The 24,148-nt window shown below is 61.7% G+C and carries 22 protein-coding genes; 5 read left to right on the top strand and 17 right to left on the bottom strand.

The genetic code is table 11. The features are described from left to right. Position 1 precedes the first annotated feature (1 nt). From aroKB to ACN9M3_RS04265, 7 genes are all read right to left on the bottom strand, one after another. The gene (aroKB, locus tag ACN9M3_RS04295) at positions 2–1,621 is read right to left on the bottom strand and encodes a bifunctional shikimate kinase/3-dehydroquinate synthase AroKB (RefSeq protein WP_426323682.1); all 1,620 of its coding nucleotides are present in this window, start codon (positions 1,619–1,621) and stop codon (positions 2–4) included. Positions 1,622–1,715: 94 nt separating this feature from the next. Then, complete coding sequence (locus tag ACN9M3_RS04290; protein WP_426167827.1) at positions 1,716–2,162, bottom strand: Ig-like domain-containing protein; 447 nt, start codon at positions 2,160–2,162, stop codon at positions 1,716–1,718. A 36-nt stretch (positions 2,163–2,198) separates the two neighbouring features. Beyond that, complete coding sequence (gene pilQ, locus ACN9M3_RS04285) at positions 2,199–4,367, bottom strand: type IV pilus secretin PilQ (protein ID WP_426167825.1); 2,169 nt, start codon at positions 4,365–4,367, stop codon at positions 2,199–2,201. Beyond that, positions 4,364–4,891 (bottom strand): pilus assembly protein PilP, encoded by a 528-nt coding sequence (locus ACN9M3_RS04280; protein ID WP_426167823.1) that lies wholly within the window; start codon positions 4,889–4,891, stop codon positions 4,364–4,366. Before ACN9M3_RS04280 ends, pilQ begins: the two co-directional genes overlap by 4 nt. Further along, positions 4,891–5,574 carry a type 4a pilus biogenesis protein PilO gene (locus tag ACN9M3_RS04275; RefSeq protein ID WP_426320744.1) on the bottom strand — a complete coding sequence of 228 codons (684 nt, stop codon included), beginning with the start codon at positions 5,572–5,574 and terminating at the stop codon, positions 4,891–4,893. Before ACN9M3_RS04275 ends, ACN9M3_RS04280 begins: the two co-directional genes overlap by 1 nt. Before the next feature lie 10 nt (positions 5,575–5,584). Continuing rightward, positions 5,585–6,223, bottom strand: coding sequence for a PilN domain-containing protein (locus ACN9M3_RS04270; RefSeq protein ID WP_426167819.1), 639 nt, complete (start codon positions 6,221–6,223; stop codon positions 5,585–5,587). Beyond that, a complete protein-coding gene (locus ACN9M3_RS04265) occupies positions 6,223–7,302 on the bottom strand; it encodes a pilus assembly protein PilM (protein WP_426167817.1) in 1,080 nt (359 codons plus the stop codon). Before ACN9M3_RS04265 ends, ACN9M3_RS04270 begins: the two co-directional genes overlap by 1 nt. A 362-nt stretch (positions 7,303–7,664) precedes the next feature. Between ACN9M3_RS04265 and ACN9M3_RS04260 the strand changes: the two genes are divergently transcribed. Beyond that, on the top strand, positions 7,665–9,932 hold the full coding sequence (locus ACN9M3_RS04260) for a penicillin-binding protein 1A (RefSeq protein WP_426172113.1): 2,268 nt from the start codon (positions 7,665–7,667) through the stop codon (positions 9,930–9,932). Positions 9,933–10,032: 100 nt separating this feature from the next. Here the strand turns inward: ACN9M3_RS04260 and cyaY are convergent, their stop codons facing one another. Continuing rightward, complete coding sequence (gene cyaY, locus ACN9M3_RS04255) at positions 10,033–10,365, bottom strand: iron donor protein CyaY (RefSeq protein WP_426167815.1); 333 nt, start codon at positions 10,363–10,365, stop codon at positions 10,033–10,035. Positions 10,366–10,437: 72 nt separating this feature from the next. Here cyaY and lptM point away from each other — a divergent pair, with 72 nt between their 5' ends. Continuing rightward, complete coding sequence (gene lptM / locus ACN9M3_RS04250) at positions 10,438–10,581, top strand: LPS translocon maturation chaperone LptM (protein ID WP_426320741.1); 144 nt, start codon at positions 10,438–10,440, stop codon at positions 10,579–10,581. 4 nt (positions 10,582–10,585) lie between these two features. Further along, on the top strand, positions 10,586–11,854 hold the full coding sequence (lysA, locus tag ACN9M3_RS04245; protein WP_426320739.1) for a diaminopimelate decarboxylase: 1,269 nt from the start codon (positions 10,586–10,588) through the stop codon (positions 11,852–11,854). A gap of 51 nt (positions 11,855–11,905) precedes the next feature. On the opposite strand, the gene ACN9M3_RS04240 is transcribed toward lysA, so the two are convergent. The 5 genes from ACN9M3_RS04240 to ACN9M3_RS04220 form a co-directional block, all read right to left on the bottom strand. Next, complete coding sequence (locus ACN9M3_RS04240) at positions 11,906–12,526, bottom strand: sulfite oxidase heme-binding subunit YedZ (protein ID WP_426320737.1); 621 nt, start codon at positions 12,524–12,526, stop codon at positions 11,906–11,908. Continuing rightward, positions 12,526–13,440 carry a protein-methionine-sulfoxide reductase catalytic subunit MsrP gene (msrP, locus tag ACN9M3_RS04235; RefSeq protein ID WP_426320735.1) on the bottom strand — a complete coding sequence of 305 codons (915 nt, stop codon included), beginning with the start codon at positions 13,438–13,440 and terminating at the stop codon, positions 12,526–12,528. Before msrP ends, ACN9M3_RS04240 begins: the two co-directional genes overlap by 1 nt. Before the next feature lie 61 nt (positions 13,441–13,501). After that, positions 13,502–14,647 (bottom strand): c-type cytochrome biogenesis protein CcsB, encoded by a 1,146-nt coding sequence (ccsB, locus tag ACN9M3_RS04230; RefSeq protein WP_426167807.1) that lies wholly within the window; start codon positions 14,645–14,647, stop codon positions 13,502–13,504. Positions 14,648–14,676: 29 nt separating this feature from the next. Further along, on the bottom strand, positions 14,677–16,767 hold the full coding sequence (locus tag ACN9M3_RS04225) for a cytochrome c biogenesis protein ResB (protein WP_426320732.1): 2,091 nt from the start codon (positions 16,765–16,767) through the stop codon (positions 14,677–14,679). Between the two features lie 107 nt (positions 16,768–16,874). Continuing rightward, the gene (locus ACN9M3_RS04220; RefSeq protein ID WP_426167803.1) at positions 16,875–17,540 is read right to left on the bottom strand and encodes a c-type cytochrome; all 666 of its coding nucleotides are present in this window, start codon (positions 17,538–17,540) and stop codon (positions 16,875–16,877) included. Between the two features lie 130 nt (positions 17,541–17,670). Here ACN9M3_RS04220 and yihA point away from each other — a divergent pair, with 130 nt between their 5' ends. Beyond that, on the top strand, positions 17,671–18,372 hold the full coding sequence (yihA, locus tag ACN9M3_RS04215) for a ribosome biogenesis GTP-binding protein YihA/YsxC (RefSeq protein WP_426167801.1): 702 nt from the start codon (positions 17,671–17,673) through the stop codon (positions 18,370–18,372). After that, on the top strand, positions 18,369–19,373 hold the full coding sequence (gene hemB / locus ACN9M3_RS04210) for a porphobilinogen synthase (RefSeq protein ID WP_426320729.1): 1,005 nt from the start codon (positions 18,369–18,371) through the stop codon (positions 19,371–19,373). The genes yihA and hemB overlap by 4 nt, the downstream gene beginning before the upstream one ends. A 34-nt stretch (positions 19,374–19,407) precedes the next feature. Here the strand turns inward: hemB and ACN9M3_RS04205 are convergent, their stop codons facing one another. From ACN9M3_RS04205 to ACN9M3_RS04190, 4 genes are all read right to left on the bottom strand, one after another. Further along, positions 19,408–20,193, bottom strand: a complete 786-nt coding sequence (locus ACN9M3_RS04205) for a PEP-CTERM sorting domain-containing protein (protein ID WP_426320727.1) — start codon at positions 20,191–20,193, stop codon at positions 19,408–19,410. 111 nt (positions 20,194–20,304) lie between these two features. Then, positions 20,305–21,774, bottom strand: a complete 1,470-nt coding sequence (locus ACN9M3_RS04200; RefSeq protein WP_426320725.1) for a sodium:solute symporter family protein — start codon at positions 21,772–21,774, stop codon at positions 20,305–20,307. Between the two features lie 113 nt (positions 21,775–21,887). Continuing rightward, positions 21,888–22,913: a formylglycine-generating enzyme family protein gene (locus tag ACN9M3_RS04195; RefSeq protein ID WP_426320723.1), complete on the bottom strand. Its 1,026-nt coding sequence runs from the start codon at positions 22,911–22,913 to the stop codon at positions 21,888–21,890. 56 nt (positions 22,914–22,969) lie between these two features. Beyond that, positions 22,970–24,148 carry a helix-turn-helix domain-containing protein gene (locus ACN9M3_RS04190; RefSeq protein WP_426320721.1) on the bottom strand — a complete coding sequence of 393 codons (1,179 nt, stop codon included), beginning with the start codon at positions 24,146–24,148 and terminating at the stop codon, positions 22,970–22,972.

Here is a 24,148-nt window from a genome sequence, read left to right as displayed (position 1 = left end):
ATTACTCCGTGCAGGCGGCCAGGGTTTGCAGCAGCAGGTCTTGCGGCGCCGTCGTGATGCGCGCCTTGCCAAGCGGATCGAGCAGGATGAACTTGATCGCCCCGCCCTCGTTTTTCTTGTCCACCTCCATCAGTTCCAGCCAGCGTTCGGCGCCCAGGTCCGGCGCCGCGATCGGCAGGCCGGCGGCGGACACCAGGTCGCGGATGCGTTCCACCGTGGCGGCGTCGATGAAGCCCAGGCGCTGCGACAGGTCGGCCGCCATCACCATGCCGCAGCCGACCGCTTCGCCGTGCAGCCAGGCGCCATAGCCCATGCCTGCCTCGATGGCATGGCCAAAGGTATGGCCGAAATTCAGGATCGCGCGCAGGCCGCCTTCGCGTTCATCCTGGCGTACCACATCGGCCTTGATCTCGCAGGAGCGCGCGATGGCGTAGGCCAGCGCGCCCTTGTCGCGCGCCATCAGCAGGCCCATGTTCGCTTCGATCCATTCGAAGAACGGCACGTCGATGATGCAGCCGTACTTGATCACTTCCGCCAGGCCGGCCGACAGTTCGCGCACCGGCAGCGTTTCCAGCGTGGTGGTGTCGGCGATCACCGCCTTCGGCTGGTAGAAGGCCCCAATCATGTTCTTGCCCTGCGGGTGGTTGATGCCAGTCTTGCCGCCGACCGAGGAATCGACCTGGGACAGCAGGGTGGTCGGCACCTGCACGAAGTCGACTCCGCGCATATAGGAGGCGGCGGCATAGCCGGTCATGTCGCCGATCACGCCGCCGCCCAGCGCCACCAGGGTGGTCTTGCGGTCGGCCTTGCTGGCCAGCAGGGCGTCGAACACCTTCATCAGCGATTCCCAGTGCTTGTGCTCCTCGCCGTCCGGCAGCACCACTTCGATCACCTCCTTGCCGGCGGCGGCCAGCGGCGCGCGTACGCGCTCCATGTATAGCGGCGCCACGGTGTCGTTGGAGACGATGGCGACTTTCTTGCCGCCCACGTATTTGGCCAGCAGGCCGGCATCGTCCAGCAGCGCAGGGCCGATGGCGATCGGATAACTGCGCTCGGCCAGGTCGACGTTGAGCAGGATGTTGGTTTGTTCGTTCATCGCGGGTTGTGCTTTGGTGATGCAATTGGGCGCGGCCTGGCAGGCCAGCGCATCGAGCTGGTTGATGATGTTCTGCACCATCGATTGTACGTTGGGGCGGCCGGTGTCGATGACCAGGTCGGCCATGTCCATGTACAGCGGCTCGCGCTGCGCCAGCAGTTCTTCGAGTTTCTTGCGGGGGTCGGCCGTTTGCAGCAAGGGCCGGTTCTTGTCGTGCGCGGTACGCGCCAGGATCGAGTTGATCGACGCACGCAGGTAGATGACGGTGCCGCGCTGTTGCAGCAGGGTGCGGCTGTCCTCGTTGAGGATGGCGCCGCCGCCGGTGGCCAGCACGATGCCTTGCTGGCTGGTCAGTTCGCGGATGACTTCCGCTTCGCGCCGGCGAAAGGCCGGCTCGCCTTCGATCTCGAAGATCCAGGGAATGGAAGCGCCGGTGCGGCTTTCGATCTCATGATCGGAATCGACAAACCGCAAGCCCAGCTTGCGGGCCAGTTGGCGACCTATGGTCGTCTTGCCAGCCCCCATCAATCCGACTAAGTATACATTTTGCATTCACGCATGATAGCGCAAATTACACTGCAACAGCCTGCCGCCGGGCAGGCGCTGCAGTGGGTGTCGCTTATACCGTCTTGACGGTAATGGTGTTGGTGCTGACGTGGTCGACGCCTTTGACGCCGGCGGAAATCTTGATTTCCAGGCCAGCCGGCTGGTTAACGCCTTTCACGCTCAGCTTCTCGCTGACCTGGCCATTGCTGTCCGTGGTCGCACCGCTGTTGCTGATGGTGCCTGCAGAGGTACTGAACAGCACGGTTGCGCCAGGCACAGCCTGATTGCCGCCATCCTTGACGGTGGCAGTGATCGTCACTTCCGTGCCGTCGACGCCAGAGGCGGCAATGGTATCGGAGCTGGAACTCACCACCACACTGGAGGCCTTCGGCGTCAGCGGATCGGGATTGGTGGGGCTGACGCCAGGGTTGCCGCCGCCGCCGCCGCAAGCTGCCAGCAGGCTGGCGCAAGCCAGCGCGCCAACCAGGCCGGACAGTTTTCGGAATACTACGTTTGCCATGTTCTTTCCTTTATTCTGATGACACTATGTTTCGCCTCAACGCGCGGACAGGCGGTCGGTAACGATCTTTGGCGTAATGAAGACCAGCAGTTCGGTCTTGTCATTGACGCGCGTATTCGATTTGAACAGGTTGCCAAGGATCGGCACATCGCCCAGTACTGGCACCTTGCTCGTGGTGTTGCGCTCGACCTGCTGATAGATACCGCCCAGCACCACGGTGCCGCCGTTTTCCACCATCACCTGGGTCTTGACGTGCTTGGTATCGATGGCGAAACCGGCGCGGGTTTCCTGGCCCACCGAGTCCTTGTTCACGTCAACATCCAGCACCACATTGCCGTCCGGCGTAATCTGCGGGACCACATCCAGCTTCAGGTTGGCCTTGCGGAACACGATCGAGGTCGCGCCGGAAGAAGTCGCCACCTGGTATGGCAGTTCCACGCCCTGCTCGATCACGGCAGGAGCCTTGTCGGCGGTCACCACACGCGGGCTGGAGATGATCTTGCCGGCGCCGTCAGCTTCGAGTGCCGACAGTTCCAGGTTCAGGAAGCGGTTGGCAGCCGAATTGAACAGGCTGACTGCCAGGCTGCCAGCCTGCGCGCCGTTGATCGATGCCGCTGGCAGGTTGATGAACTGGGTATTGTTGTAGGAACCCTGGCCATCATCCACTTTTACAATGCCTTGTGCCTGGCCCATGCCGGTGATGTTGCCGGTCAGGCCAACGCGGTTGTTGCCGTTGCCGACACCCCAGCCGGCGTCGCCGCCGCGGATGGCGCGCATGTCGGCAAAGCCCAGCTTGGCGCCCAGGTTGCGGGTAAAGGTATCGGACGCTTCCACGATACGCGCTTCGATCAGCACTTGCTTGGTGGCGATGTCGGTCTTCTGGATCAGCTTGCGCACTTCTTCCAGTTTGGACGCGATATCGGTCACGAACAGCTGGTTGGTGCGCGTTTCGATGATGGCGCTGCCGCGCTTGGACAGGATGCGGTTCTTCGTGTCGCCGCCGCCTTCAATGCCGAACACGGTCTTGAATGCTTCCGCCTTCTGGTAGTTAAGCTGGAAGATTTCGGACTTGAGCGGCTCCAGGTCGGCGATCTGGGCCTTCTGCTCCAGCTCCAGCTTTTCCTTGGTCAGCAATTCTTCCTTCGGCGCGATCCACAGCACGTTGCCGTTCTTGCGCATGTCCAGGCCCTTGGCTTGCAGCACCACATCCAGCGCCTGGTCCCAAGGCACTTCCTTCAGGCGCAGGGTCAGGTTGCCCTGCACGCTGTCGCTGGTGATGATGTTCAGGCCCGAGATATCGGCAATGGCCTGCAGCGCAGCGCGCACTTCCACGTTCTGGAAGTTGAACGAGAGCTTCTCGCCGCGGTAGCCCTGGCTGCCTTGCACCAGCTTGTTCGGGTCTTCCTTGATCGGCTTGACGTCCACCACCAGCTGGGTGTCGCTCTGGTACACGCTCTGCTCCCACAGGCCGTGCGCTTCCACGGTCATGCGCACATTGTCGCCGTGCGGCACGGTGGTGATGCGGTTGACCGGGGTGCCGAAATCGGTCACGTCCAAGCGGCGGCGCAGTGTATCCGGCACGGTAGTCTTGAGGAAGTCCACCACGACGCCGGTCGGGGTCTGGCGCACGTCGACGGCAACCTGGTTGTTCGGCAGGTCGATCACCACGCGGCCTTCGCCGTTGTTACCGCGGCGGAAGTCGATATCGCGCAGCGCTTGCTTGCCGACAATTACCGGCGCGGCAGGCTTGGCTGCCGCGACCGGCAGGCCGCGCGCGTCAACTGCCTGCGCCACGCCGCCGGAAGCATCAATGGTCAGGATCACGTTCTTGCCGTCGATGGCGGTGGCGTAGTTCAGCGTGCGCTTCAGGTTGAACACCAGGCGCGAACGATCACCAGCCTGCACCACGTTGACGCTGGCCAGGTCGCCCATATTCAGGTCCTGGCTGGTCTTGCCGGTAGCATTGCTGGTCTGGCCGAAATCGAGCGCGATACGGGCCGGGTTGGTGATGGCAAAGCCGATCGGCAGCTTTTGCGGCGTATCCTTCATTGCGATCTTCACGATCACATTGCTGCCCTGCTGGTTGGCCGTGATCGATTCGATCGCGTTGCCTTGCTGGGCCTGCGCAACGGCTGCGCTGCCGGCCAGGGCCAGCACTACGCTAGCCTGGCGGCACAAGCGCTTCAGGGTTCTGATGGCGATCATTTGGAGCTCTCCTTACTTTCCTGCAGTTCCAGCTTCGACATGCGCTCGACCCAGTCGCCGGCCGCATCCTGAACAATTTCACGCACCGTGATCGCGTCATCCGTGACCCCGGTGATCAAACCATAATTCTGTCCCACGTACTGTCCCTTCTTGACCTGGTAGACGGTGCGGTCGATCTGCACCAGGCCATTCACCACATTGTTCTTTTCCATGGTGCCGACCATCTTCATGGCATCCAGCGGGAAGCTTTCGAGGAATTCCTTGCGCCGGTTCTGGTCCGGCGCCTGGGAACTGCCTGCGCGGCTCTTGGCCAGTTCGGTCAGCAGCTTGCTGGCGTTGAAGGGATCAAGCACGTCGCCGGCCACGTAGGCAAAAGGCACGAAGGTCTTCGGTTCCTGCAGCGGCTTGACGGTCGGCTTGGTCTGGGCCTCGGTTTCCTTCATCCAGGTACGCACCTGCTGCACGTCGCTCTCACCGCAGGCGGTCAGCAGCAGGGCACAGGCGAGGGGGGCAAACTTCTTCATTACTTCTTACCTCCCTTTTTCTTCTCGTTGGCCGCCTTGCGCTGCTCGGCCACTTCCTCTGCATCAAGATAGCGGAAGGTCTTGGCGATGGCATTCAATTGCAGCACGCCGGCTGGCAACTCCTTGCCCTCCTTGGGCTTGATATCCAGCGAGACGTTGTTCAGCGTGACGATACGCGCCATGCCTGCCAGGTCGCCGGCGAAAGCCCCAAGATCGTGGTAGCTGCCATTGACGCGCAGCTCGATCGGTTGCTCGGCGTAGTAATCCTTGACTTCGACACGGTTCGGCTTGAACAGTTCAAAAGTCAGGCCGCGGCCGGTACCGGCATTGTTGATGTCCGACAGCAGGGCCGCCATTTCTGCCTTGCCCGGCAGTTGCTTCTCCATCTGCACCACGTACTTGTCGACCTGTTCCTTCTGGCGCTTGAGCTCCTCGAGGTTGACCGCCTGGGCGATCTTCAGCTTGTATTCGTCGCGCAGCTTTTGCTCCTGCTGCGCGCCCGCTTCCAGCTCCTCGTACTGGGACTCCCAGTACAGGAAATAGCCGGCAGCGACGGCCAGAGCCGCCACGCCCAGCGCAAGCAGCACGCGCGGCAGGATCGGCCACAGGCCCGGGTGCACCCCGTTCAGGTCCCTGAACTGGGCCTTGAGCACCTCATCTAAATGTTTCAAATCAGTTGCCATGGTTATGTTCTCAGGACTTGGCTGCGGCATTCGGCGTGGCGCCAGGTTTGGCGCCCGGCTTGCCGTCCGGGTTTTCGTCCTTGTCGCGCGGACGTTTGATCATGACGGACAGCTGGAACTCGACGATGGCGCGGCCGCTCGACTTGTCCTTGCCGCCGATCGTGCCGGCCTTGACTTCGACCAGTTCCGGACGTTCCAGCCACGGCGAATTGCCGGACAGGTTGCGCAGCAGCTCGGACACCCGTTCCTGCGACTGGGCACTGCCGGTCAGCGTGACTTTTTGGCCTTCCTGCTTGACGGACTTCAAGAACACGCCCGGTGGCGTCTGCTTGACCAGTTCATCCATCAGGTAGACCGGCTGGTTGCGGTCAGCCTGCAAGTCTTCCACCGCTTGCTGGCGCGCCTTCAGCGCGTCGATTTCCTGGCGCAGCGTGGAAATTTCCACGATTTTCTTGTCCAGTTCAGCGATGGCGCCCTTCAGTTCACCGTTGCGCAAGTCCTGGATCGAAATGGCACGGGCGTTATAGCCGCCCACCATCAGCACGACCGTCGCGCCGGCGATGGCGCCGATGCCAAGCATTGCGTAAAAGGCTTTTTTGCGCAGCGCGCGTTTTTCCTCCCGGTGCGGGAGAAGGTTAATGCGTATCATCAGCCGAACCTCCGCATGGCTAGGCCGCAGGCCACCAGGTATGCCGGCGCATCGTTGCGCAGCGCCTGTTCACGCACGCCGGACGCCAGCTGCATGCCCTTGAACGGCGAAATGACGGCGCTGGAAATACGGGTGCGGCTGGCGATCATGTCCAGCAAGCCCGGCAACACGGCGCAGCCGCCCGCCAGGAAAATCTGGTCGATCTTGGTAAACGGCGTCGACGTGAAGAAGAACTGGATCGCGCGCGTCACTTCCAGCGCGGCGCCTTCCAGCCACGGTGCGAGCACATCGGACTGGTAGTTCTCCGGCAGGTCGCCGGCCTTCTTGCGCGCCTCGGCCTCTTCGAAAGCCAGGCCGTAGGAACGCACGATATCCTGGGTCAGCGAATTGCCGCCGAACGGCTGCTCGCGCTCATAGACCGTCGTGCCATCGAGCATCACCGAAATCTGGGTCGACACGGCGCCGATCTGGAACAGCGCAATCACCTGGCCGGCGCCGGCATTCGGCAGCTGCGAGGTGACGTGGTCCAGCGCGGCTCGCGCGGCATACGATTCGACGTCCACCACCGATGCTTTCAGGCCGGCCTCTTCAGCAATCGCCACGCGGTCGACGACCTTTTCGCGACGTGCCGCAGCCAGCATGACTTCGATGTCTTCCGTCGAATTGGCAACCGGCCCGATCACGTCGAAGTCCAGGCTCACCTCGTCGAGTGCAAACGGGATGTACTGGGCAGCTTCGGACTCGACCTGCATCTCCAGCTGCTGCTCCGACAAACCGGCCGGCAGCACGATTTTCTTGGTAATCACGGAAGCAGGCGGCATGCCCAGCGCGACGTGTTTGGCGCGCGTGCCGCTTTTCTTGATCAGGCGGCGCACCGCCTCGACCACTTGCTCCATATTTTCAATATTGCCGTCGGCGACTGCGCCGCGCGGCAGGGGCTCCGAGGCGCACCGGTCAAGGCGCATGCCGTCCTTGCCCGCTTCGGACAATTCCACCATACGCACACTCGAGGTGCTGATATCTAAGCCAACCAGCGGGCCCTGGGCGCCGCCAAACAGGGCTTTCAGGTCCAATGACATGGATGCACTCCTGACAACTCCATAGACATTTACATATCCAAATTCGTTTAAAAACCCGTGTTTAGACCGCAAACATGAGACAGTACATTAGATGCTAGCAACATTGTCAGCGCCGTGTAAAGGTATTTCTCCAGTGCACCATTAATGTTTTGTGAGGGATTTGCCACACCCAATGTTGCAATTAATGGCATATCAATAAACTAAGTTGTCTTGTTGCCTACAGCCAATATTTCCAGAGATCACGTGCGCTCAAGGGCCTGGGGCCTCATTTATAATGCCTTGCATAAAACTCACTGAAGCTGCGTATGACTGCAAACAACCACGAGACCACGGCAAAAAAATCGCCGAAGGGTTTTCTGCTGATGGCCCTGATTTCTTTGCTGGGCCTGATCCTGGCCGGCGTCCTGCTGGTGGTATTCGGCCTGGCCCTGGCCTACCCCAACCTGCCGTCGCTGGATACCATTACCGATTACCGTCCGAAAATACCGCTGCGTATTTACTCGGCCGACAATGTGCTGCTCGGCGAGTTCGGCGAAGAGCGCCGCAACCTGGTGCATATCAAGGACATCCCCGACGTCATGAAGAAGGCCGTGCTGGCGATCGAAGACAGCAACTTCTATGAACACGGCGGCGTCGACTACTGGGGCATCCTGCGCGCCGCGGTCCACAACGCGACCGGGGGCGCCCGCCAGGGCGCGTCCACCATCACGCAGCAGGTAGCGCGCAACTTCTTCCTCTCCAGCGAGCAGACGTTCAAGCGCAAGGCCTACGAAGCGCTGCTGGCCTGGAAGATCGAGCAGAACCTGACCAAGGACCAGATCCTTGAGGTCTACATGAACCAGATCTACCTGGGGCAGCGGGCCTACGGCTTTTCATCGGCCGCCCAAATCTATTTCGGCAAGAACCTGAAAGACATTAGCGTGGCGGAAGCGGCCATGCTGGCCGGCCTGCCCAAAGCGCCTTCGGCCTACAACCCGGTGGTCAACCCGAAGCGCGCCAAGGTGCGCCAGCAGTACATCCTGCAACGCATGGCCCAGCTTGGCTATATTACGCCCGCACAGTATGAGGTGGCGAAGAATGAGCAGTTAAAAGTGAAAACAGACAGCAGTGCGTTTGGTGTTCATGCCGAATATGTTGCGGAAATGGCGCGCCAGCTGGTCTACGAGCAGTTCAAGGAAGAGACGTACACGCGCGGCCTGAACGTGTTCACCACGATTACCAAGGCCGACCAGGACGCCGCCTACCTGGCGCTGCGCAGCGGCGTGATGGAATACGAGAAGCGCCACGCTTACCGCGGCCCGGAATCGTATGTCGACCTGCCGGCCAACAAGTCGGAAGCCGACGAAATCGTGGAGACCGAACTGGCCGAGCATCCGGACAGCGACAATATCGTGGCCGCCATGGTGTTGAGCGCCGCTGCCGACAAGGTGGTGGCAGTCACCGCTTCCGGCGAGGAAATTACCATCAAGGGCGCCGGCCTGGCCATGGGCAAGAGCTGGCTTTCGGACAAAAACCCGCCGAACAAGCGCATCCGCCGCGGCGCCGTGATCCGCGTGATGCAGGACGACAAGGACTGGCTGATTACCCAGATGCCGGAAGTGGAATCGGCCTTTGTTTCGGCCAGCACCGAAGATGGAGCGATCAAGGCCATGGTGGGCGGCTTCGACTACAACCGCAACAAGTTCAACCACGTGACCCAGGCCTGGCGCCAGCCCGGTTCCTCGTTCAAGCCTTTCATTTACTCAGCATCTCTTGAGCGCGGCCTATCGCCGGCCACCATGATCAACGATGCGCCGATCTCGTTCGACGCCGGCCAGACCGGCGGCCAGGCCTGGGAGCCGAAGAACTACGACGGCAAGTACGAAGGCCCGATGACCATGCGCCGCGGCCTGACCAAGTCGAAGAACATGATCTCGATCCGCATCCTGCACCGCATCGGCGCCAAGTACGGCCAGGAATACACCACCCGCTTCGGCTTCGACCCCGAGCGCAACCCGCCCTATTTGACGCTGGCCCTGGGCGCCGGCGGCGTGACCCCGATGCAGATGGCCGGCGCCTATGCGGTATTTGCCAACGGCGGCTACAAGATTTCGCCTTACCTGATCGCCAAGGTCACCGATGCCAACGGCAAGGTGCTGTCGCAGGCCAACCCGGACAAGGCGGGCGACGAAAAGAACCGCGTCATCGACGAGCGCAACGCCTTCCTGATGGATTCGATGCTGAAGGACGTGGTGCGCTTCGGTACCGCCACCCGTGCCCTGTCGCTGAAGCGCCCGGACATCGCGGGCAAGACCGGTACCACCAACGATTCGATCGATGCATGGTTTGCCGGCTACCAGGCCAAGCTGGTGGGCATTGCCTGGATCGGCTTCGACCAGCCCAAGAACCTGGGCAACAAGGAAACCGGCGGCGGGCTGGCCCTGCCGATCTGGATCAGCTACATGGGCAAGGCGCTGAAGAATATTCCAATTGAGGAAAGGCCGATTCCGCAGGGCATCATTGCCCAGGATGGCGAGTACTACTATGCGGAGAATCCACCGGGCGTGGGCATCGACAGCCTGGAAGGCGCGACCCGCGGCACGCCGGCGGAGGAGAAACAGAAGGACGCTGTCAAGAACGAGCTGTTCTAAAACCGGCAGTGCAGTGTCTGACCCGCAGGGTCAGACACCAATACGCGGCTGCCACAGGCCTGGTGCCTGACCCTGCGGGTCAGGCACCGGTTTACCGGTTTCAGGGCGCCACCACCACCGGCGCCCCACCCTGCTCCGTCACAATCTCCGACAGCGCCGCATACAACTCCGTACCACGGCGCGTATCCACCCACTTGCCCTCCACCTGGCGATAGTGGAAGCCGCCCGACCTCGCCGCCACCCACAGCTCCTGCATCGGCGCCTGCGAGTTGATGATCACCTTCGATCCGTTCCCCACGAACTCGATCTCCAGCACGTTCCCGCTGCGGCTGCACTCCACGTCCACCATATCCTGCTCGCACAGGCGGTCCAGCGAAGCCTCGATCGCATCCAGGGTCGCTTCGGCCAGGTCCAAAAATTCCGATTCGGTCATGCTACACTCCAAGATTCCTATCAAGCCCCTATTTTAATCGTGAAGTCCCCAATCGCACTTGCTGTCCTTACAATGGCAGCCCTGCTGGCCGGATGCGGCCAAACCGGCCCCCTCTACATGCCAAAGCGACCCGCCAAGCCCGCCGCCGAGGCGAAACCGGGCGTGGCGCCACCGGCGGCTCCGGTTCCGTCCACACCACCAGCATCCCAACAGTAAGCTTATGTCCCACTTCGAATACCAGAACGGCGTGCTGCACGCCGAAAGCATTGCGCTCGACGCCATCGCGGAAAGCTACGGCACCCCGGCCTACGTCTACTCCAAGTCCCAGCTCACCGAAAACTTCGACTCCTACGCCAACGCCTGCGCCGGCCGCGACGCGCTGGTGTGCTATGCGATGAAAGCGAACTCCAACCTGGCCATCCTCGACCTGCTGGCCCGCCGCGGCGCAGGTTTCGACATTGTGTCGGGCGGCGAACTGCTGCGCGTGATCGCCGCCGGCGGCGACCCGAATAAAGTGATCTTCTCCGGCGTCGGCAAGAGCGTGGAAGAAATGCGCCTGGCGCTCGAACACGACATCCTGTGCTTCAACGTCGAATCGATCCCGGAACTGCACCGCCTGAACGAAGTGGCCGGCAACATGGGCAAGAAAGCGCGCATCTCGCTGCGCGTGAACCCGAACGTGGACGCCAAGACCCACCCCTACATCGCCACCGGCCTGAAAGCCAACAAGTTCGGCGTGGCCTTCGACGACGCGTTGGAAACCTACCGCACCGCCGCCAAGCTGCCGCACCTGGACGTCTCCGGCATCGACTGCCATATCGGCTCGCAGTTGCTGGACGACGCGCCGCTGCTGGAAGCGCTGGACAAGCTCATTGAACTGATCGACGCGCTGGGCGCGGAAGGCATCCACCTGCACCACCTGGACATCGGCGGCGGCCTGGGCATCGACTACGGCGACGGCGTACCGGTGCCTGTCGGCGACTACCTGGCGCGCCTGTTCAAGCGCATCGATGCCTGGCGCACCGAGAAGCATGGTGGGGCACCGATCAAGGTGATCTTCGAGCCGGGCCGCTCCATCGTCGGCAACGCCGGCGTGCTGCTGACCCGCGTGGAATTCATCAAGCACGGCGAAGAGAAGAACTTCTGCATCGTCGACGCAGCCATGAACGATATGGCCCGCCCGGCGATGTACCAGGCATGGATGGATATGCAACCGGTGGTGCGCAACGGCGCCGCAGCCGCCATGTTCGACGTGGTCGGCCCGATCTGCGAGTCCGGCGACTGGCTGGCCCGCGACCGCGAGCTGAACGTCGATGCCGGCGACCTGTTGGTGATGAAGACCGCCGGTGCCTACGGCATGACCATGGCTTCCAACTACAACACCCGCGGCCGCGCCGTGGAGCTGATCGTTGACGGCGACAAGGTCCACGTTGTGCGCCAGCGCGAAAATCCAGCCGACCTGTTCGCGCTGGAGTCGGTTATCCGATAAAGCAAAACCAACCCCGCCATCCGCAAGATCAACGGGGGTCTGACCCTTGGGTCAGACCCGGGTTGCCGGTTTACCAGCGCGCGCCCACCAGGCGCGCATCCCAAGCAGCACAATCACGATCAGCCCAAACAGGATCGGCTTGTTGAAGTCGTGCTTGCCCGCCCGCATCCACCAGAAATGCAGGATGCCCAACGGCGCAATCACATACACCAGCTTGTGCAGCATCTGCCAGCGCTTGCCGCCCAGGCGCCGCACCATGCCGTTGGTGCTGGTCACGGCCAGCGGCACCAGCAGCACGAAGGCAGTGAAGCCGACAGTGATGAAGGGCCGTTTGGCGACATCTTTCAACATCTCCTGCACGTCGAAGAAATGATCGAACCAGAGGAAAGTGGTGAAGTGCAGCAGCGCGTAGAAGAAGGCATACAGCCCCATCATGCGGCGCAGCTTGAGCAGCCAATTCCAGCCCGACAAGCGGCGCAGCGGCGTGACAGCCAGCGTGATGCACAGGAAGTACAGGGTCCACGAACCGGTATTGCGCGTGATGTACTGCAGCGGTTCGACCAGTTGGTCGGTGGCCACCAGGTAGATCAAAGCGAAGAACGGCACCAGCGCCAGCACAAAGGCGATGCTCTTGATTGCCGTTAGCTGGCGCGGGGTGGGAGTAAAGGCCATCAGTAGAACTTCTTCAAATCCATGCCGGTGTACAGGGACGCCACTTCCGGGTAGCCGTTGAACATCAGCGTCTTGCGCTTTTTGGTGAAGAAGCCGTCTTCACCGATGCGGCGCTCGGATGCCTGCGACCAGCGCGGGTGGTCGACTTCCGGGTTCACGTTGGAATAGAAGCCGTATTCATTGGGCGCAGACTTGTTCCACGAGGTGCGCGGCATGTCGCGCACGAAGCGGATCTTGACGATCGACTTGGCCGATTTGAAGCCGTACTTCCATGGGACCACCATGCGCACCGGTGCGCCGTTCTGGTTCGGCAGCACGTCGCCATACATGCCTACCGTGAGCAGCGCCAGCGGGTGGTTGGCTTCGTCGATGCGCAGGCCTTCCACGTACGGCCAGTCCAGCACGCGGCTGCGCACGCCCGGCATCTGCTGGTGGTCGGCCAGGGTGATGAATTCGACGAACTTGGCATTGCCGCTCAGCTCGACCTTCCTGATCAATTCGGAGAAAGAATAGCCAATCCACGGAATCACCATCGACCAGCCTTCGACGCATCGCAGCCGGTAGATGCGCTCCTCCAGCGGCGCCAGCTTGAGCAGGCTGTCGATGTCGAGGGTCATGGGCTTTTTGACTTCGCCTTCGATCTGCACCGTCCACGGGCGGGTGCGCAGCGTATGCGCGTTCTCGGCAGGATCGGACTTGTCGGTGCCGAATTCGTAGAAGTTGTTGTAGCTGGTGGCGTCCTTGCGCGAGGTCTGCTTTTCCATCACGGCGTAAGCAGGATTCAGCTTGGACGGGAGATTGGCCGCCTGCACCAGTTCCGGGCCAAGAATGGCGCCGGCAGCGGCCAGCTTGATGAACTTGCGGCGCGATTCGAATACTTCGCGCGGCGTGATTTCGGAAGGGAGAATCAACATGGTCGGCTCCAACTGGTGCAAGGTAATAGCTAAACCTTACACCAGTTTGCTGAAGCCGATATTAAAGCTTGCCGTAGGAATGCAGGCCGGAGAGGAACATGTTCACGCCCAGGAAGGCGAAGGTGGTGACCAGCAGGCCGACCAGGGCCCACCATGCGGCAGGGCGGCCGCGCAGGCCCGACATCAGGCGCATGTGCAGCCAGGCTGCGTAGTTCAGCCAGACGATCAGGGCCCAGGTTTCCTTCGGGTCCCAGGACCAGTAGCCGCCCCAGGCTTCCGCCGCCCACAGGGCGCCGAGGATGGTGGCGATGGTGAAGAAGGCAAAGCCGATCGAGATGGCCTTGTACATCACATCGTCCAGCACTTCCAGCGACGGCAGGCGGTCTTCCAGCATGCCGTGCGACTTCAGCAGGTAGGCTGACGCCACCATGGCCGCCAGGGCGAAGGTGCCGTAGCCGATGAAGTTGGCCGGCACGTGGATCTTCATCCACCAGCTTTGCAGGGCCGGCACCAGCGGCTGGATTTCCGAAGCGCCGCGCGCCACGGTGTACCACAGCAGGAAGCCGACAGCGGCCGAAATCACCAGCAGCACAAAGGGACCCAGGGCGCGGGTCTTGTAGTGTTCTTCGTAGTACAGGTAGAACATCGCGGTGATCAGCGAGAACAGGATGAACACTTCGTACAGGTTCGAGATCGGGATGTGGCCGACGTCGGTGCCGATCAGGTAGGACTCGTACCAGCGCACCAGCATGCCGGTCACGCCCAGCACGATGCCGGCCCAGCACAGGCGCGAGCCAATCGCGCCGCCGAAATCCGAACGGGCCACCAGGCCGCCCCAGTAGAACAGGGTCGACAGGACGAACATGGTGCTCATCCACAGGATGGCCGACTGGCTCGACAGCATGTACTTGAGGAAGAAGCGCTTGTCCGCCGCCGCCAGGTCGCCGCTGTACAGGCTGACAGCCCACAGCGCCAGTGCAAACGACAGCGGCATCAGCCAGCGCAGCGGCTTCCAGTACCAGCCCAGCGCGGCAAACACCGGGGCCGAGGCCAGCAGGATAGCCTTTTCATAAATGTCCATGTAGGCGCCGAAACGGTTGAAGGCGTACAGCGCCCCCGCGCATAGCACCACCGCAAACAGCCAGTCGAACGCGTTCAGGCGCTTGAAATAGCCGGGCTGCTGGGTATAAGTTTGTGTTGCTTCCATTTGCAATTCTCCAAAAACCTGGCAACAGCTTACGCCGATTGCGGCAGTTTTTCCTTGAGTTCCTTAAATTCCTTTTCGAAGTCCAGCGTCTTGCGCTGGGTGCTCATCGCCATCAAGGCTTCCGCACCATCTTCGCCGTCCTTGATCCACACCCATACACGGCGCTCGCGGATGTAGAACATGGCAAATACGCCCAGCACCAGCAGAAGGCAGCCAATGTACACGATAGTCTTGCCCGGCGAACGCGTCACCTGGAATACCGATGCTTTGATTTGGGTGAACTCATCCAGCTGCAGATAGACAGGGGCGCCGTAGAAAAAGCTGTCCGACAGCGCGTTGGTGGCCAGTTGCAGGAAGCGGCCGTGGGCCTCGTCCATTGCGGCGGCCGGCTTGCCGTCCTGGGCACGGGCGGCTTGCCACAGTTCCCACATCGAACCGTTCAGAATTTTCAGGAAGATCTCGGCGGCCTTGGTCTGCTCGGCCTGCGGCACTTTCTCCAGGAAACGGCTGATGGCGAAGAAGCCAGCGCCATTGGTATCGCCGGCAAAGATTTCCAGGCCTTTCAGGGCGGAGGCTTCCAGCTGGCCGCGCAGGGCATCGCCGGCCTTCGATTGCGGCATGGCGTGTGCCGCGTAGCTGGCAGCGGCTTTCTGGCGCAAGGCCGGGTCCTGCAGGGCGGCGCGCATGCGCATCCACTCGCGCACGCTGTGCTCGTCGTCGGCAGGAATGCGCAGGTAGCTGAACGGGTCGGACGGGTTGGCGCGCACGCCGGCCAGGAACACCGTATCGCCTTCGATGGTCACCGGCTGCATATAGTTCTGGTATTCGCGCGCCTGGCCGGTCTTGTCGCGCAGCTTGTACTGTACCGACGGGCCGACGTTCTTCAAGTCCTTGTTGTGGGCCGTCTTGGCGGCCGAGCCCAGTTGCTTGCCCAGGCTGCGCGAGAAGGATTCATTCAGGCTTTCGCCCTTGGTGACGGCGCGCGCATCCTGGCCGCTGATGTTTTCCACATTGAAGGGGCGGAAATCGCTCCACTCCACGGTGTATTCATCGTTCAGCTTGGTGGTGCCGTTGACTTCGCCTTCCAGGCCGAAGGTGGTGGTAGCGGTGCCCTTCATCGGGTGGCCGAGCAGCTTCAGCTTGCTGCCGCCGTCTTCAAACGACGACTGGTAGATCGCCACGCCTTCGAAGATCAGCGGCTTGTTGACTTCGACCACGGCATCGACGGTCTTGCCGCTGTCGTTGGAGCGCACGGTGACGTGGCTGGCAAACAGCTTCGGCATGCCGGTACTGTAGAAGTCGATATCGAATTTCTTGAGTTGGATGGTGAACGGCAGTTCCTGGATCAGCACGCCGTCCGGGCGCGCCAGGATGGCCGTGTTGCCGGCCGTGCCTTCCGGCAGGGCGATATTGCCGCGGTAGGTCGGGTTGTGCACGCCAAGGCGATGCTGGGCCGGGATGTCGGCAATCAGGCCGGTGCCGCCGAAGGCGGTCTTCCCCAGCACCCACTGCTGGAAGCGGATCGGCAGGTCGGAGTCAAGCATGCCGCCGATCAGGATGACGACGATGGCGCTGTGGGCAAAGATGTAGCCGAACTTGTTGCCGGCGCCGCGCTTGGCCGAGACCAGGATGGCACCGTCTTTCTCAATGACCTTGGTGCCGTAGCCGGCATGGCCCAGGCGCTGGGCAGTCTGGCCGGCGAGCTGCTCGCGCGACAGCGGCGACTGCCAGTGCGTCTTGTGATGGAAATTGTTGAGCGAAGCTTCGCGTACCTTCTCGCGCCAGCTACGCATATCCTTCAGCATCTTCGGCGTATTGTGGACGATACACAGCGTGGTCGACACCACCAGCAAGCCGCACATGGAGACGAACCACCACGACGAGTAGATCGCGTACAGCCCCAGCTTGTTGAAGACTTCGAACCAGAACGGGCCAAACTGGTTGATGTAGTTCGGCATTGGCTGGCTTTGCTGCACGATGGTGCCGATGATCGCCGCGAAGATGATCACTACAAACAGCGCGATCGCAAACCGCATCGAGGACAGCAGCTCGACCGTCTCGGCCAGTGGCCCGCGCCGGTTGCGAAGCTGGATTCCGGAGGTACTTGGGGTGTCGCTCATTGCAGCTCAGGGAAAAGTCAGGAGAATAACAAAAAAAGGGCAGCCTGCTTGCGCGGCCACCCTTTTTTCATGTCCAGAACCGCCCTGCATCGGGCGGCGCATTGCAATTACTTCAAGCCGGCCATGTAGTCGGCAACCGCTTCGATTTCCTTGTCGGACATGCGGTAAGCGATGGTCTGCATTTCAGGGCTGGACTTGCGGGTGCCGGCCTTGAAGGCTTTCAGGGTGGCAGCGGTGTAGTCCTGGTGCTGGCCGCCTACGCGTGGGTACATGGCTGGCATGCCGCCGCCGGCAGGGCCGTGACAGGATGCGCAGGCCGGGACGCGGTTTTCAGCGATGCCGCCGCGGTAGATCTTCTTGCCCAGTTCAACGGTGTCCTTGTTCTTGGCCGCGCCGGCCTTGCTTGGCTCGGTGGCCAGGTAGGCAGCCACGTTCTTCTTCTCTTCGTCGGTCAGTGCCTTGGCAAAGGCAGTCATCACGGTGCCTGGACGGGCATCGCCGCTGAAGGCCACCAGTTGCTTGTAGACGTAGGCTTCGCCCTGGCCGCCCAGCTTGGGATTGACGGTGATGGTCGATGCACCCTTGGCGCCGTGGCAGGAGACGCAGGCTGGAATGCCGCGTGCGTTGTCACCTTCAGCGTACAGGGTCGCGCCTTTGGCTGGATCAACCTTGGCTGCTGCCGGGGCATGCGCTTCATTAGCGGAGGCCACGCCGGAAACAGCCAGCATTGCGACGAACAAGGATTTTACAAATGGCGAAAACGCACGATTCATTCAGACACCTTGGGACAGAAGTAAATAATGAGTAGTATAAGAATTGGGCAATATAGCATGGCAACAATTCGTAACCCCTTATTGTACAATAGCTTTCCTGCATTTTTGCCCTCTTTTTGTTGCTTTCCCCATGTCCAAACTCTGGCAAGCCCGCTTTTTCACAACCGTTAACCATCTGCGCGACCTGCCGCGCACGACGGTGCCAGAGATCGCCTTTGCGGGCCGTTCCAATGCTGGCAAATCGACCGCGATCAATATCCTGTGCAACCAGAAAGGGCTGGCATTCGCCTCCAAAACCCCGGGCCGCACCCAGCACATCAACTTCTTCTCGATCGGTGGCGCCCACGTCGCGATGCACCGCCACGACCCGATCAACATGGACGAACTGCAGTGCCTGATCGCCGACTTGCCGGGTTACGGCTATGCGGAAGTATCGGGAGACGCCAAGAACCACTGGCAGCGCCTGCTGGGCGACTACGTGCAGCGCCGCGATCAGCTGGCCGCCCTGGTGCTCATGATGGATGCGCGCCGTCCATTTACCGACCTCGACGTGCAAATGATCGAATGGTTCGCCCCAACCGGCAAGCCGATCCACTGCATCCTGACCAAGGCCGACAAGCTCAACCGCAATGAATCCATCAACGTGCTGCGCCAGGCCAAGGCCAAGCTCGACAGCTACGTCGATGAAGACGGCGAAGGCTTCCCCTTCACCGTGCAACTGTTTTCCGCGCTGAAGCGCCTCGGCATCGAGGAAGCGACGGCCAAGATCGAAGAACTGGCCGGCCTCGCCGACGGCGACCAAGCGCCCACTCCTGATGAAAGCGAAGAATGATCACTCCTGATTTTCCAGCCATCCGCATGCGCCGCATGCGCCGCGACCCGTTCTCGCGCGCCCTGATGCGCGAGAACACCGTCACCGTGGACGACCTGATCTACCCGGTCTTCGTGGTGGAAGGCGCCAACCGCCGCGAAGCAGTCACCACCATGCCGGGCGTGGACCGCATCTCGATCGACAACCTGCTGAATGTGGCCGAGGAATGCGTCAAGCTGGGCATTCCGGTGCTGTCGCTGTTCCCGAACATCGACCCATCGCTGAAAACCAATGAAGGCGTGGAAGCCACCAATCCCGAAGGCCTGATCCCGCGCGCCGTGCGCGAGCTGAAGAAAAACTTCCCCGAGCTGGGCATCATGACCGATGTGGCGCTGGACCCGTACACCAGCCACGGCCAGGACGGCACCGTCGACGAAAAAGGCTCGATCCTGAACGACGAAACCACCGAGATGCTGGTGCGCCAGGCGCTGTGCCAGGCCGAAGCCGGCGTCGATATCGTCGGCCCGTCCGACATGATGGACGGCCGCATCGGCGTGATGCGCAAGGCGCTGGAAGACAAAGGCCTGATCCACACCCGCATCATGGCTTACTCGGCGAAATACGCCTCCGCCTTCTACGGCCCGTTCCGCGATGCGGTCGGTTCGGCAGCGGCGCTGGGCAAGGCCGACAAGTTCACCTATCAGATGGATCCGGCCAATACCGACGAAGCCTTGCGCGAAGTGGCGCTGGACATCGCCGAAGGCGCGGACATGGTGATGGTCAAGCCAGGCATGCCCTACCTGGACATCGTGCGCCGCGTGAAGGATGAATTCAAGGTGCCGACCTACGCCTACCAGGTGTCGGGCGAATACGCCATGCTGAAGGCCGCCGCGCTGAACGGCTGGCTCGATCACGACAAGGTGATGATGGAATCGATGATGGCCTTCAAGCGCGCCGGCGCCGACGGCGTCCTCACCTACTTTGCCCTCGACATCGCTCGCAAGCTCAAGGGCTTGGCCTGATAAAAAAACGCCGCGTTAACCGCGGCGTTTTTTCTTACCCCAACTGCTTGCGGCGCCTTGCCAGCGCGAGGCCGGCCAGGCCCAGGCCGAACAGCGCGGCACCCGCCGGTTCCGGCACCTTGGCCGCCGGGCCAAAACTTAGCTCGTCTATCTTGAACTGATACGCGACCGAGGCCGGATCGACACCACATGAGTTCCCGAAGTCCGGACCGCAACCCTTCTTGGAATAGTAAAACATGCCGCTGGCCGTGGTAGCGCCGGCAGGTTTGAAATCCAGTTCGCCCAGACTGGTAAACAGGCTGCCAAGTTCGCCCCCCAGGTTGAGCCATAAGTTCTTTTCTTCACTTCGCATCGCACCGCCTTCCGTGATGCCTATGCGCTCTTCGAAGCCGAAATGAATGCCCTGCTTGGTGCCGCTCTCAGACTTCAGGACCGAGGTGCTGCGGCCCCATTCATTGAAAATCGATAAGCCATCGACCGTCCGGCCCTGTGGCAGCGTCAACGAATAACCGAGTAAAGCCGGGGCGTACGTTTCCACGTTTTCGGAGCAAGCTCCGTCGATGTAAAGACCGCAACCCTGCTTGCCGGACCAGGATGCAATACGCGAACCAACCGGACCATAGACGTATGGCGAGCCGGTGGCGTCAATCGTTACTGATCCGAAGAACTGCCCGGGCACATCCTTCACTTCCTGGCCAGTCGAATTGATCTGGGTCAGGATGCTGGCTTTGAAATTCAGCGTTATCGGATTAGCGAAAATGGCCGGCGCCGCACACGAAGCGGCAGCAGCCAAGAGGAATTTGGGGAGGGAATTCTTCATCTGGAATTTAATAGCCAAGTGGCAATATTAACTACCAGATAATAACAAGAAAATAATTTCCTGTCATTAAGCACGGGCTGCTCGATGGCGCCCGTGCCTTGACTCACGCAATCAGGCGTTCAAGCCTTTGACGTGGTGTACGCCTTCCTGCCGGTCCTGCAGGACTTGCGGTATCAAAGAACCGACGATCATGCCAACGAAGGCGGCAGCCAAGCCGGCCAACTGGCCTGGGAATTTCGCGGCCAGTTCTTCGCCGCCGATCTGCGGGAAGAATACCAGCCAGGTCCCGATGCCGAATGCCAGCGACAGGATCGCGCCCTGCGTGGTAGCGCGCTTCCAGTACAGGCCCATCAGCAGCGGCACGAAGGCGCCGACCAGCGTGACCTGGTAAGCGCTCGACACCAGCTCATAAATCGAAGTGCCCTTCATCGCTACCGCGTACAACAGCACGGAAGCGGCGAACACGACGATCGTGGCACGCATTGCGAACAGTTGCTGCTTGTCGCCCATGCCTGGACGCAGGTTCTTCAGGATGTTTTCCACGAAACTGGTGGACGGCGCCAGCAGCGTTGCCGACGAAGTCGACTTGATCGCCGACAGCAGCGCGCCGAAGAACAGGATCTGCATCACCAGCGGCATCTTGGTCAGCACGAAGGTCGGCAGCAGGCGCTGGTAATCGTTCTTGGCCATTTCGAGGCCGTGGTCGCCCAGCACGATGATGGCGCAGGAGACAATGAACATCGGTACCGCCGCGAACAGGATGTAGCTGGCGCCGCCAATGATGGCGCCGGTGCGCGCAGTCGGTGCGTTCTTGGCCGACATCACGCGCTGGAACACGTCCTGTTGCGGAATCGAGCCCAGCATCATTGTCACGGCCGAGCCGACGAAGAAGGCGATGTCGGTGAACTGCGCCGGCGGCAGGAAATTGCCCAAGTCCTTGCTCGCCACCATGTCGACCACCTTGCCGGCGCCGCCCGCCAGGTCGGCGGAGAAGAAGGCGATCACGGACAGGCCCACCACCAGCACGATCATCTGGATAAAGTCAGTCCAGGCCACCGCCAGGAAGCCGCCGATCACCACATAGATCAGCACCGCCAGGGTGCCGACAATCATGCCGGCGGTTTCCGACATGGCGCCGTTGGTCAGCACGGAGAATACCAGGCCAAGGGCGGTGATCTGTGCCGCCACCCAGCCCAGGTAGGAAATGATGATGGCCACCGAGCAGAACACCTCGATGCCCTTGCCAAAGCGCTGGCGGTAGAAGTCGCCGATGGTCAGCAGGTTGAGCTTGTACAGGCGGGCCGCGAAGAACATGCCGACCAGGATCAGGCAGGTACCCGCGCCGAACGGGTCTTCCACAATGGCGTTCAGGCCGCCCTGCACGAATTTGGCAGGAATGCCCATCACGGTTTCCGCGCCAAACCAGGTCGCGAAAGTTGTCGTCACCACCATGATCAGTGGCAGGCTGCGGCCGGCCACCGCGAAGTCGGTCGTATTCTTGATGCGGGTACCGGCCCACACGCCAAGGCCAAGCGTGCCCAGCAGGTACAGCACAACAAAGGAAATCAGGGTGATGTTCATCGCGGCGAAAACTCCGGCTCCAAGCGGCAAATTTCGCGATTATAGCTGCAAGAACTTCGGCTGAATCAAGAAATTAGCGCTTTTTACACATCACCCTGACAATCTACAACACCTCAGCGGCCAGCAGTCCTCCGCGCCCCGGCGGCACGCGCTTGGGCCAGCTCCCGTTCGAAAGCGACAGCGCTGGGAGCCGCTGCCTGCTGGCCATCCAGCGCCAGGCGAAAGCCCTCGCCGAGGCTGCTCCGATTGTCCGGGCTGGCGTGGCCGCGCAGGCTCAGCGACAGTTGCGGAAGGTTGGCGCCATAGGACGCTCCCCGGGTAATCTGCATGCGTTCTTCGCCATCCTTGCACTGGCTGGTCCAGGCCGAGCCGTCTGCCGGCGCTCCCTGATAATCATTGTGCTGGCAATCCTCGACGTATTCGGCAACGTTGCCCAACATATCGTAGAGGCCGAAAGCATTTGGCTTGTAGGACCCTACCACCGCCGTGTAAGGCGCCTGGTCGTCGCACGACGGGATCTTGCGCTCCCAGCCCAGGTCGCGCGCAAACGCCACTTGGCCGCTGACATCGAAGCCATTGCCATAGCGGCACATGCTGTCCGGCTTGCCGTCGCCCGGATAGTCCCCGGTGACGCCGGCACGGGCGGCGTATTCCCACTCCGCTTCACTCGGCAGGCGGTAATGCTTGCCGGTGGCCTTTGACAGCCATTGGGCATAGGCCTGGGCATCCTGCCAGCTCACGCACATGACCGGGTGGTAATCGGATGGCGCGTATTGAGGGCTGTTCCAGCGGCCCGGCGCCGGGGTAAGCGGCGCGTCCGGGATGGCTCCGGCACCGGGCTTGACCCATTTCCAGCATTCGCCAGGTTCACCGCCGGCCTGGTAGCCGGTGGCGTCGACGAATTGGCGGAACTGCTTGACCGTTACTTCGTACTTGGACAGCTGGAAGGATTTGACGCTGACCTGGTGTTGCGGGGCCGAGGAAATCATCTGGCCATCGGAAGGTGGCGACTGCGGGTCGCCCATCAGGAATTTGCCGGCCGGGATGGCGGCCATCGGCGGTTCGATCGGCTGGGCTGCTATGGCGGACTGCGACAACAAGGCCACGACGGCCAATCCGGCTTGGGTAATAAGTCTCATGCATTCCTCTTCAATAGATGATCCAACTCTACGGTTGGAATGCAGGCACTATCGGCTCAGGCGGGCTGTTTGTCGTCCTGGCCGATCGGCGCGGACATGCAGCCGGCTCGCCTGCGCCACTGGGAAGGCGGCATGCCGGCCAATTTCTTGAACGCGGAATTGAAGGTGGAGCGGCTATTGAAGCCGGCCGCCAGCGACAGGTCGAGCAGGGAATCGCCGCGCCGTGCCGGATCGGACATCATGCGCTGCACGTCGGCCACGCGCAGGCCGTTGACGTAGTCATAGAACGTGACGCCTTGAATCTCGTTCAGGTACTGGGACAGGAGTTGCGGCGACGTGCCGACACGGCCAGCCAGTTCGGCCAGCGTCAGTTCGGGCTCGCGGTTGTCATGCTGGCACCCTACCCGCTGGAGGAGGCGCCGTCCAATTTCTTCGGCTGCGGCCGGAGTCATGCCTGAACGGGCGTACTTGCCATCCGTTGCCGGCTCAGGCTCTGCCACGGTCCGGGCCGCAGGTTCGCACGCTGGCGCAGTTACAGGTGCAAGCGGCTCCGATGGAACGGCCTTCTGCCAGCTTGGCACGAACACTGGCACATGGCGCATGCCGAACCAGCCTGCAAAGCACAGTACAGCAAGCCGTCCCAGCAACAGCAGGACGTCCCACGCCCCGCCGAGCAAGGTTGCCGGGAACCAGACAAGCAGCAACACCATCAGGGCAGCGGTCAGGCGGCTGAGCCAGTGCAGGTCGCGCTGGCGCATGGACGAGAAGTTCTGGCGCACGGCGTGGCGGTACTGGCGCAGGCGCCACAGGACGGCCAGGCCATACGCCAGCGTCAGCAACTGCAAGGCCAGTACCGCGACCAGGAACAGCCAACCCGGCGCAACACCTGCGCGCAGCGACAAGATCACGCCAAGCCACAGGGGCAGCGGCAGCAGGTGCCATGCCTGGCGCCGGCCTACGCCCAGGCCGGTCATCCCGCGAGTGTAACAATAAAAGGAAGCGCCCAGGCAAGCCAGCGGCAGGTCGAACAGCCCCCAAATTGCCGGATGCTGGCGGTAAATGCCCGCGCTATAACAGAAGTCCGCCAGCGCCAGCGAGGCAAAACTGGCGACAAACGCGGCCAGCCAGGCGTTGGCAGGACGCTTCCTGGCCAATGCCAGAAGGGGCGCAGCCAGGAACAACCCAAGCCCGGCGGTACACAGTTCCAGGCTGGTCGCGATCGGCGTCGCGGCCAT

The sequence above is a fragment of the Pseudoduganella sp. R-43 genome (assembly GCF_049913255.1).
Lineage (GTDB): Bacteria > Pseudomonadota > Gammaproteobacteria > Burkholderiales > Burkholderiaceae_D > Rugamonas.
The sequence above is the reverse complement of the archived record's forward strand: the minus strand, read 5'-3'. Positions and strand labels throughout refer to the sequence as shown.

What these genes read in the sequence shown, in the direction of transcription:
- ccsB (WP_426167807.1), bottom strand. Translation starts at nt 14,647, where the DNA reads ATGGAAGCAACACAAACTTATACCCAGCAGCCCGGCTATTTCAAGCGC.
- ACN9M3_RS04220 (WP_426167803.1), bottom strand. Translation starts at nt 17,540, where the DNA reads ATGAATCGTGCGTTTTCGCCATTTGTAAAATCCTTGTTCGTCGCAATG.
- ACN9M3_RS04275 (WP_426320744.1), bottom strand. Translation starts at nt 5,574, where the DNA reads ATGGCAACTGATTTGAAACATTTAGATGAGGTGCTCAAGGCCCAGTTC.
- aroKB (WP_426323682.1), bottom strand. Translation starts at nt 1,621, where the DNA reads ATGGGGGCTGGCAAGACGACCATAGGTCGCCAACTGGCCCGCAAGCTG.
- ACN9M3_RS04240 (WP_426320737.1), bottom strand. Translation starts at nt 12,526, where the DNA reads ATGGCCTTTACTCCCACCCCGCGCCAGCTAACGGCAATCAAGAGCATC.
- ACN9M3_RS04280 (WP_426167823.1), bottom strand. Translation starts at nt 4,891, where the DNA reads ATGAAGAAGTTTGCCCCCCTCGCCTGTGCCCTGCTGCTGACCGCCTGC.
- pilQ (WP_426167825.1), bottom strand. Translation starts at nt 4,367, where the DNA reads ATGATCGCCATCAGAACCCTGAAGCGCTTGTGCCGCCAGGCTAGCGTA.
- ACN9M3_RS04195 (WP_426320723.1), bottom strand. Translation starts at nt 22,913, where the DNA reads ATGAGACTTATTACCCAAGCCGGATTGGCCGTCGTGGCCTTGTTGTCG.
- hemB (WP_426320729.1), top strand. Translation starts at nt 18,369, where the DNA reads ATGATCACTCCTGATTTTCCAGCCATCCGCATGCGCCGCATGCGCCGC.
- cyaY (WP_426167815.1), bottom strand. Translation starts at nt 10,365, where the DNA reads ATGACCGAATCGGAATTTTTGGACCTGGCCGAAGCGACCCTGGATGCG.
- msrP (WP_426320735.1), bottom strand. Translation starts at nt 13,440, where the DNA reads ATGTTGATTCTCCCTTCCGAAATCACGCCGCGCGAAGTATTCGAATCG.
- ACN9M3_RS04265 (WP_426167817.1), bottom strand. Translation starts at nt 7,302, where the DNA reads ATGTCATTGGACCTGAAAGCCCTGTTTGGCGGCGCCCAGGGCCCGCTG.
- ACN9M3_RS04200 (WP_426320725.1), bottom strand. Translation starts at nt 21,774, where the DNA reads ATGAACATCACCCTGATTTCCTTTGTTGTGCTGTACCTGCTGGGCACG.
- lysA (WP_426320739.1), top strand. Translation starts at nt 10,586, where the DNA reads ATGTCCCACTTCGAATACCAGAACGGCGTGCTGCACGCCGAAAGCATT.
- ACN9M3_RS04270 (WP_426167819.1), bottom strand. Translation starts at nt 6,223, where the DNA reads ATGATACGCATTAACCTTCTCCCGCACCGGGAGGAAAAACGCGCGCTG.
- ACN9M3_RS04260 (WP_426172113.1), top strand. Translation starts at nt 7,665, where the DNA reads ATGGCCCTGATTTCTTTGCTGGGCCTGATCCTGGCCGGCGTCCTGCTG.
- yihA (WP_426167801.1), top strand. Translation starts at nt 17,671, where the DNA reads ATGTCCAAACTCTGGCAAGCCCGCTTTTTCACAACCGTTAACCATCTG.
- ACN9M3_RS04290 (WP_426167827.1), bottom strand. Translation starts at nt 2,162, where the DNA reads ATGGCAAACGTAGTATTCCGAAAACTGTCCGGCCTGGTTGGCGCGCTG.
- ACN9M3_RS04225 (WP_426320732.1), bottom strand. Translation starts at nt 16,767, where the DNA reads ATGAGCGACACCCCAAGTACCTCCGGAATCCAGCTTCGCAACCGGCGC.
- lptM (WP_426320741.1), top strand. Translation starts at nt 10,438, where the DNA reads ATGGCAGCCCTGCTGGCCGGATGCGGCCAAACCGGCCCCCTCTACATG.
- ACN9M3_RS04190 (WP_426320721.1), bottom strand. Translation starts at nt 24,148, where the DNA reads ATGGCCGCGACGCCGATCGCGACCAGCCTGGAACTGTGTACCGCCGGG.
- ACN9M3_RS04205 (WP_426320727.1), bottom strand. Translation starts at nt 20,193, where the DNA reads ATGAAGAATTCCCTCCCCAAATTCCTCTTGGCTGCTGCCGCTTCGTGT.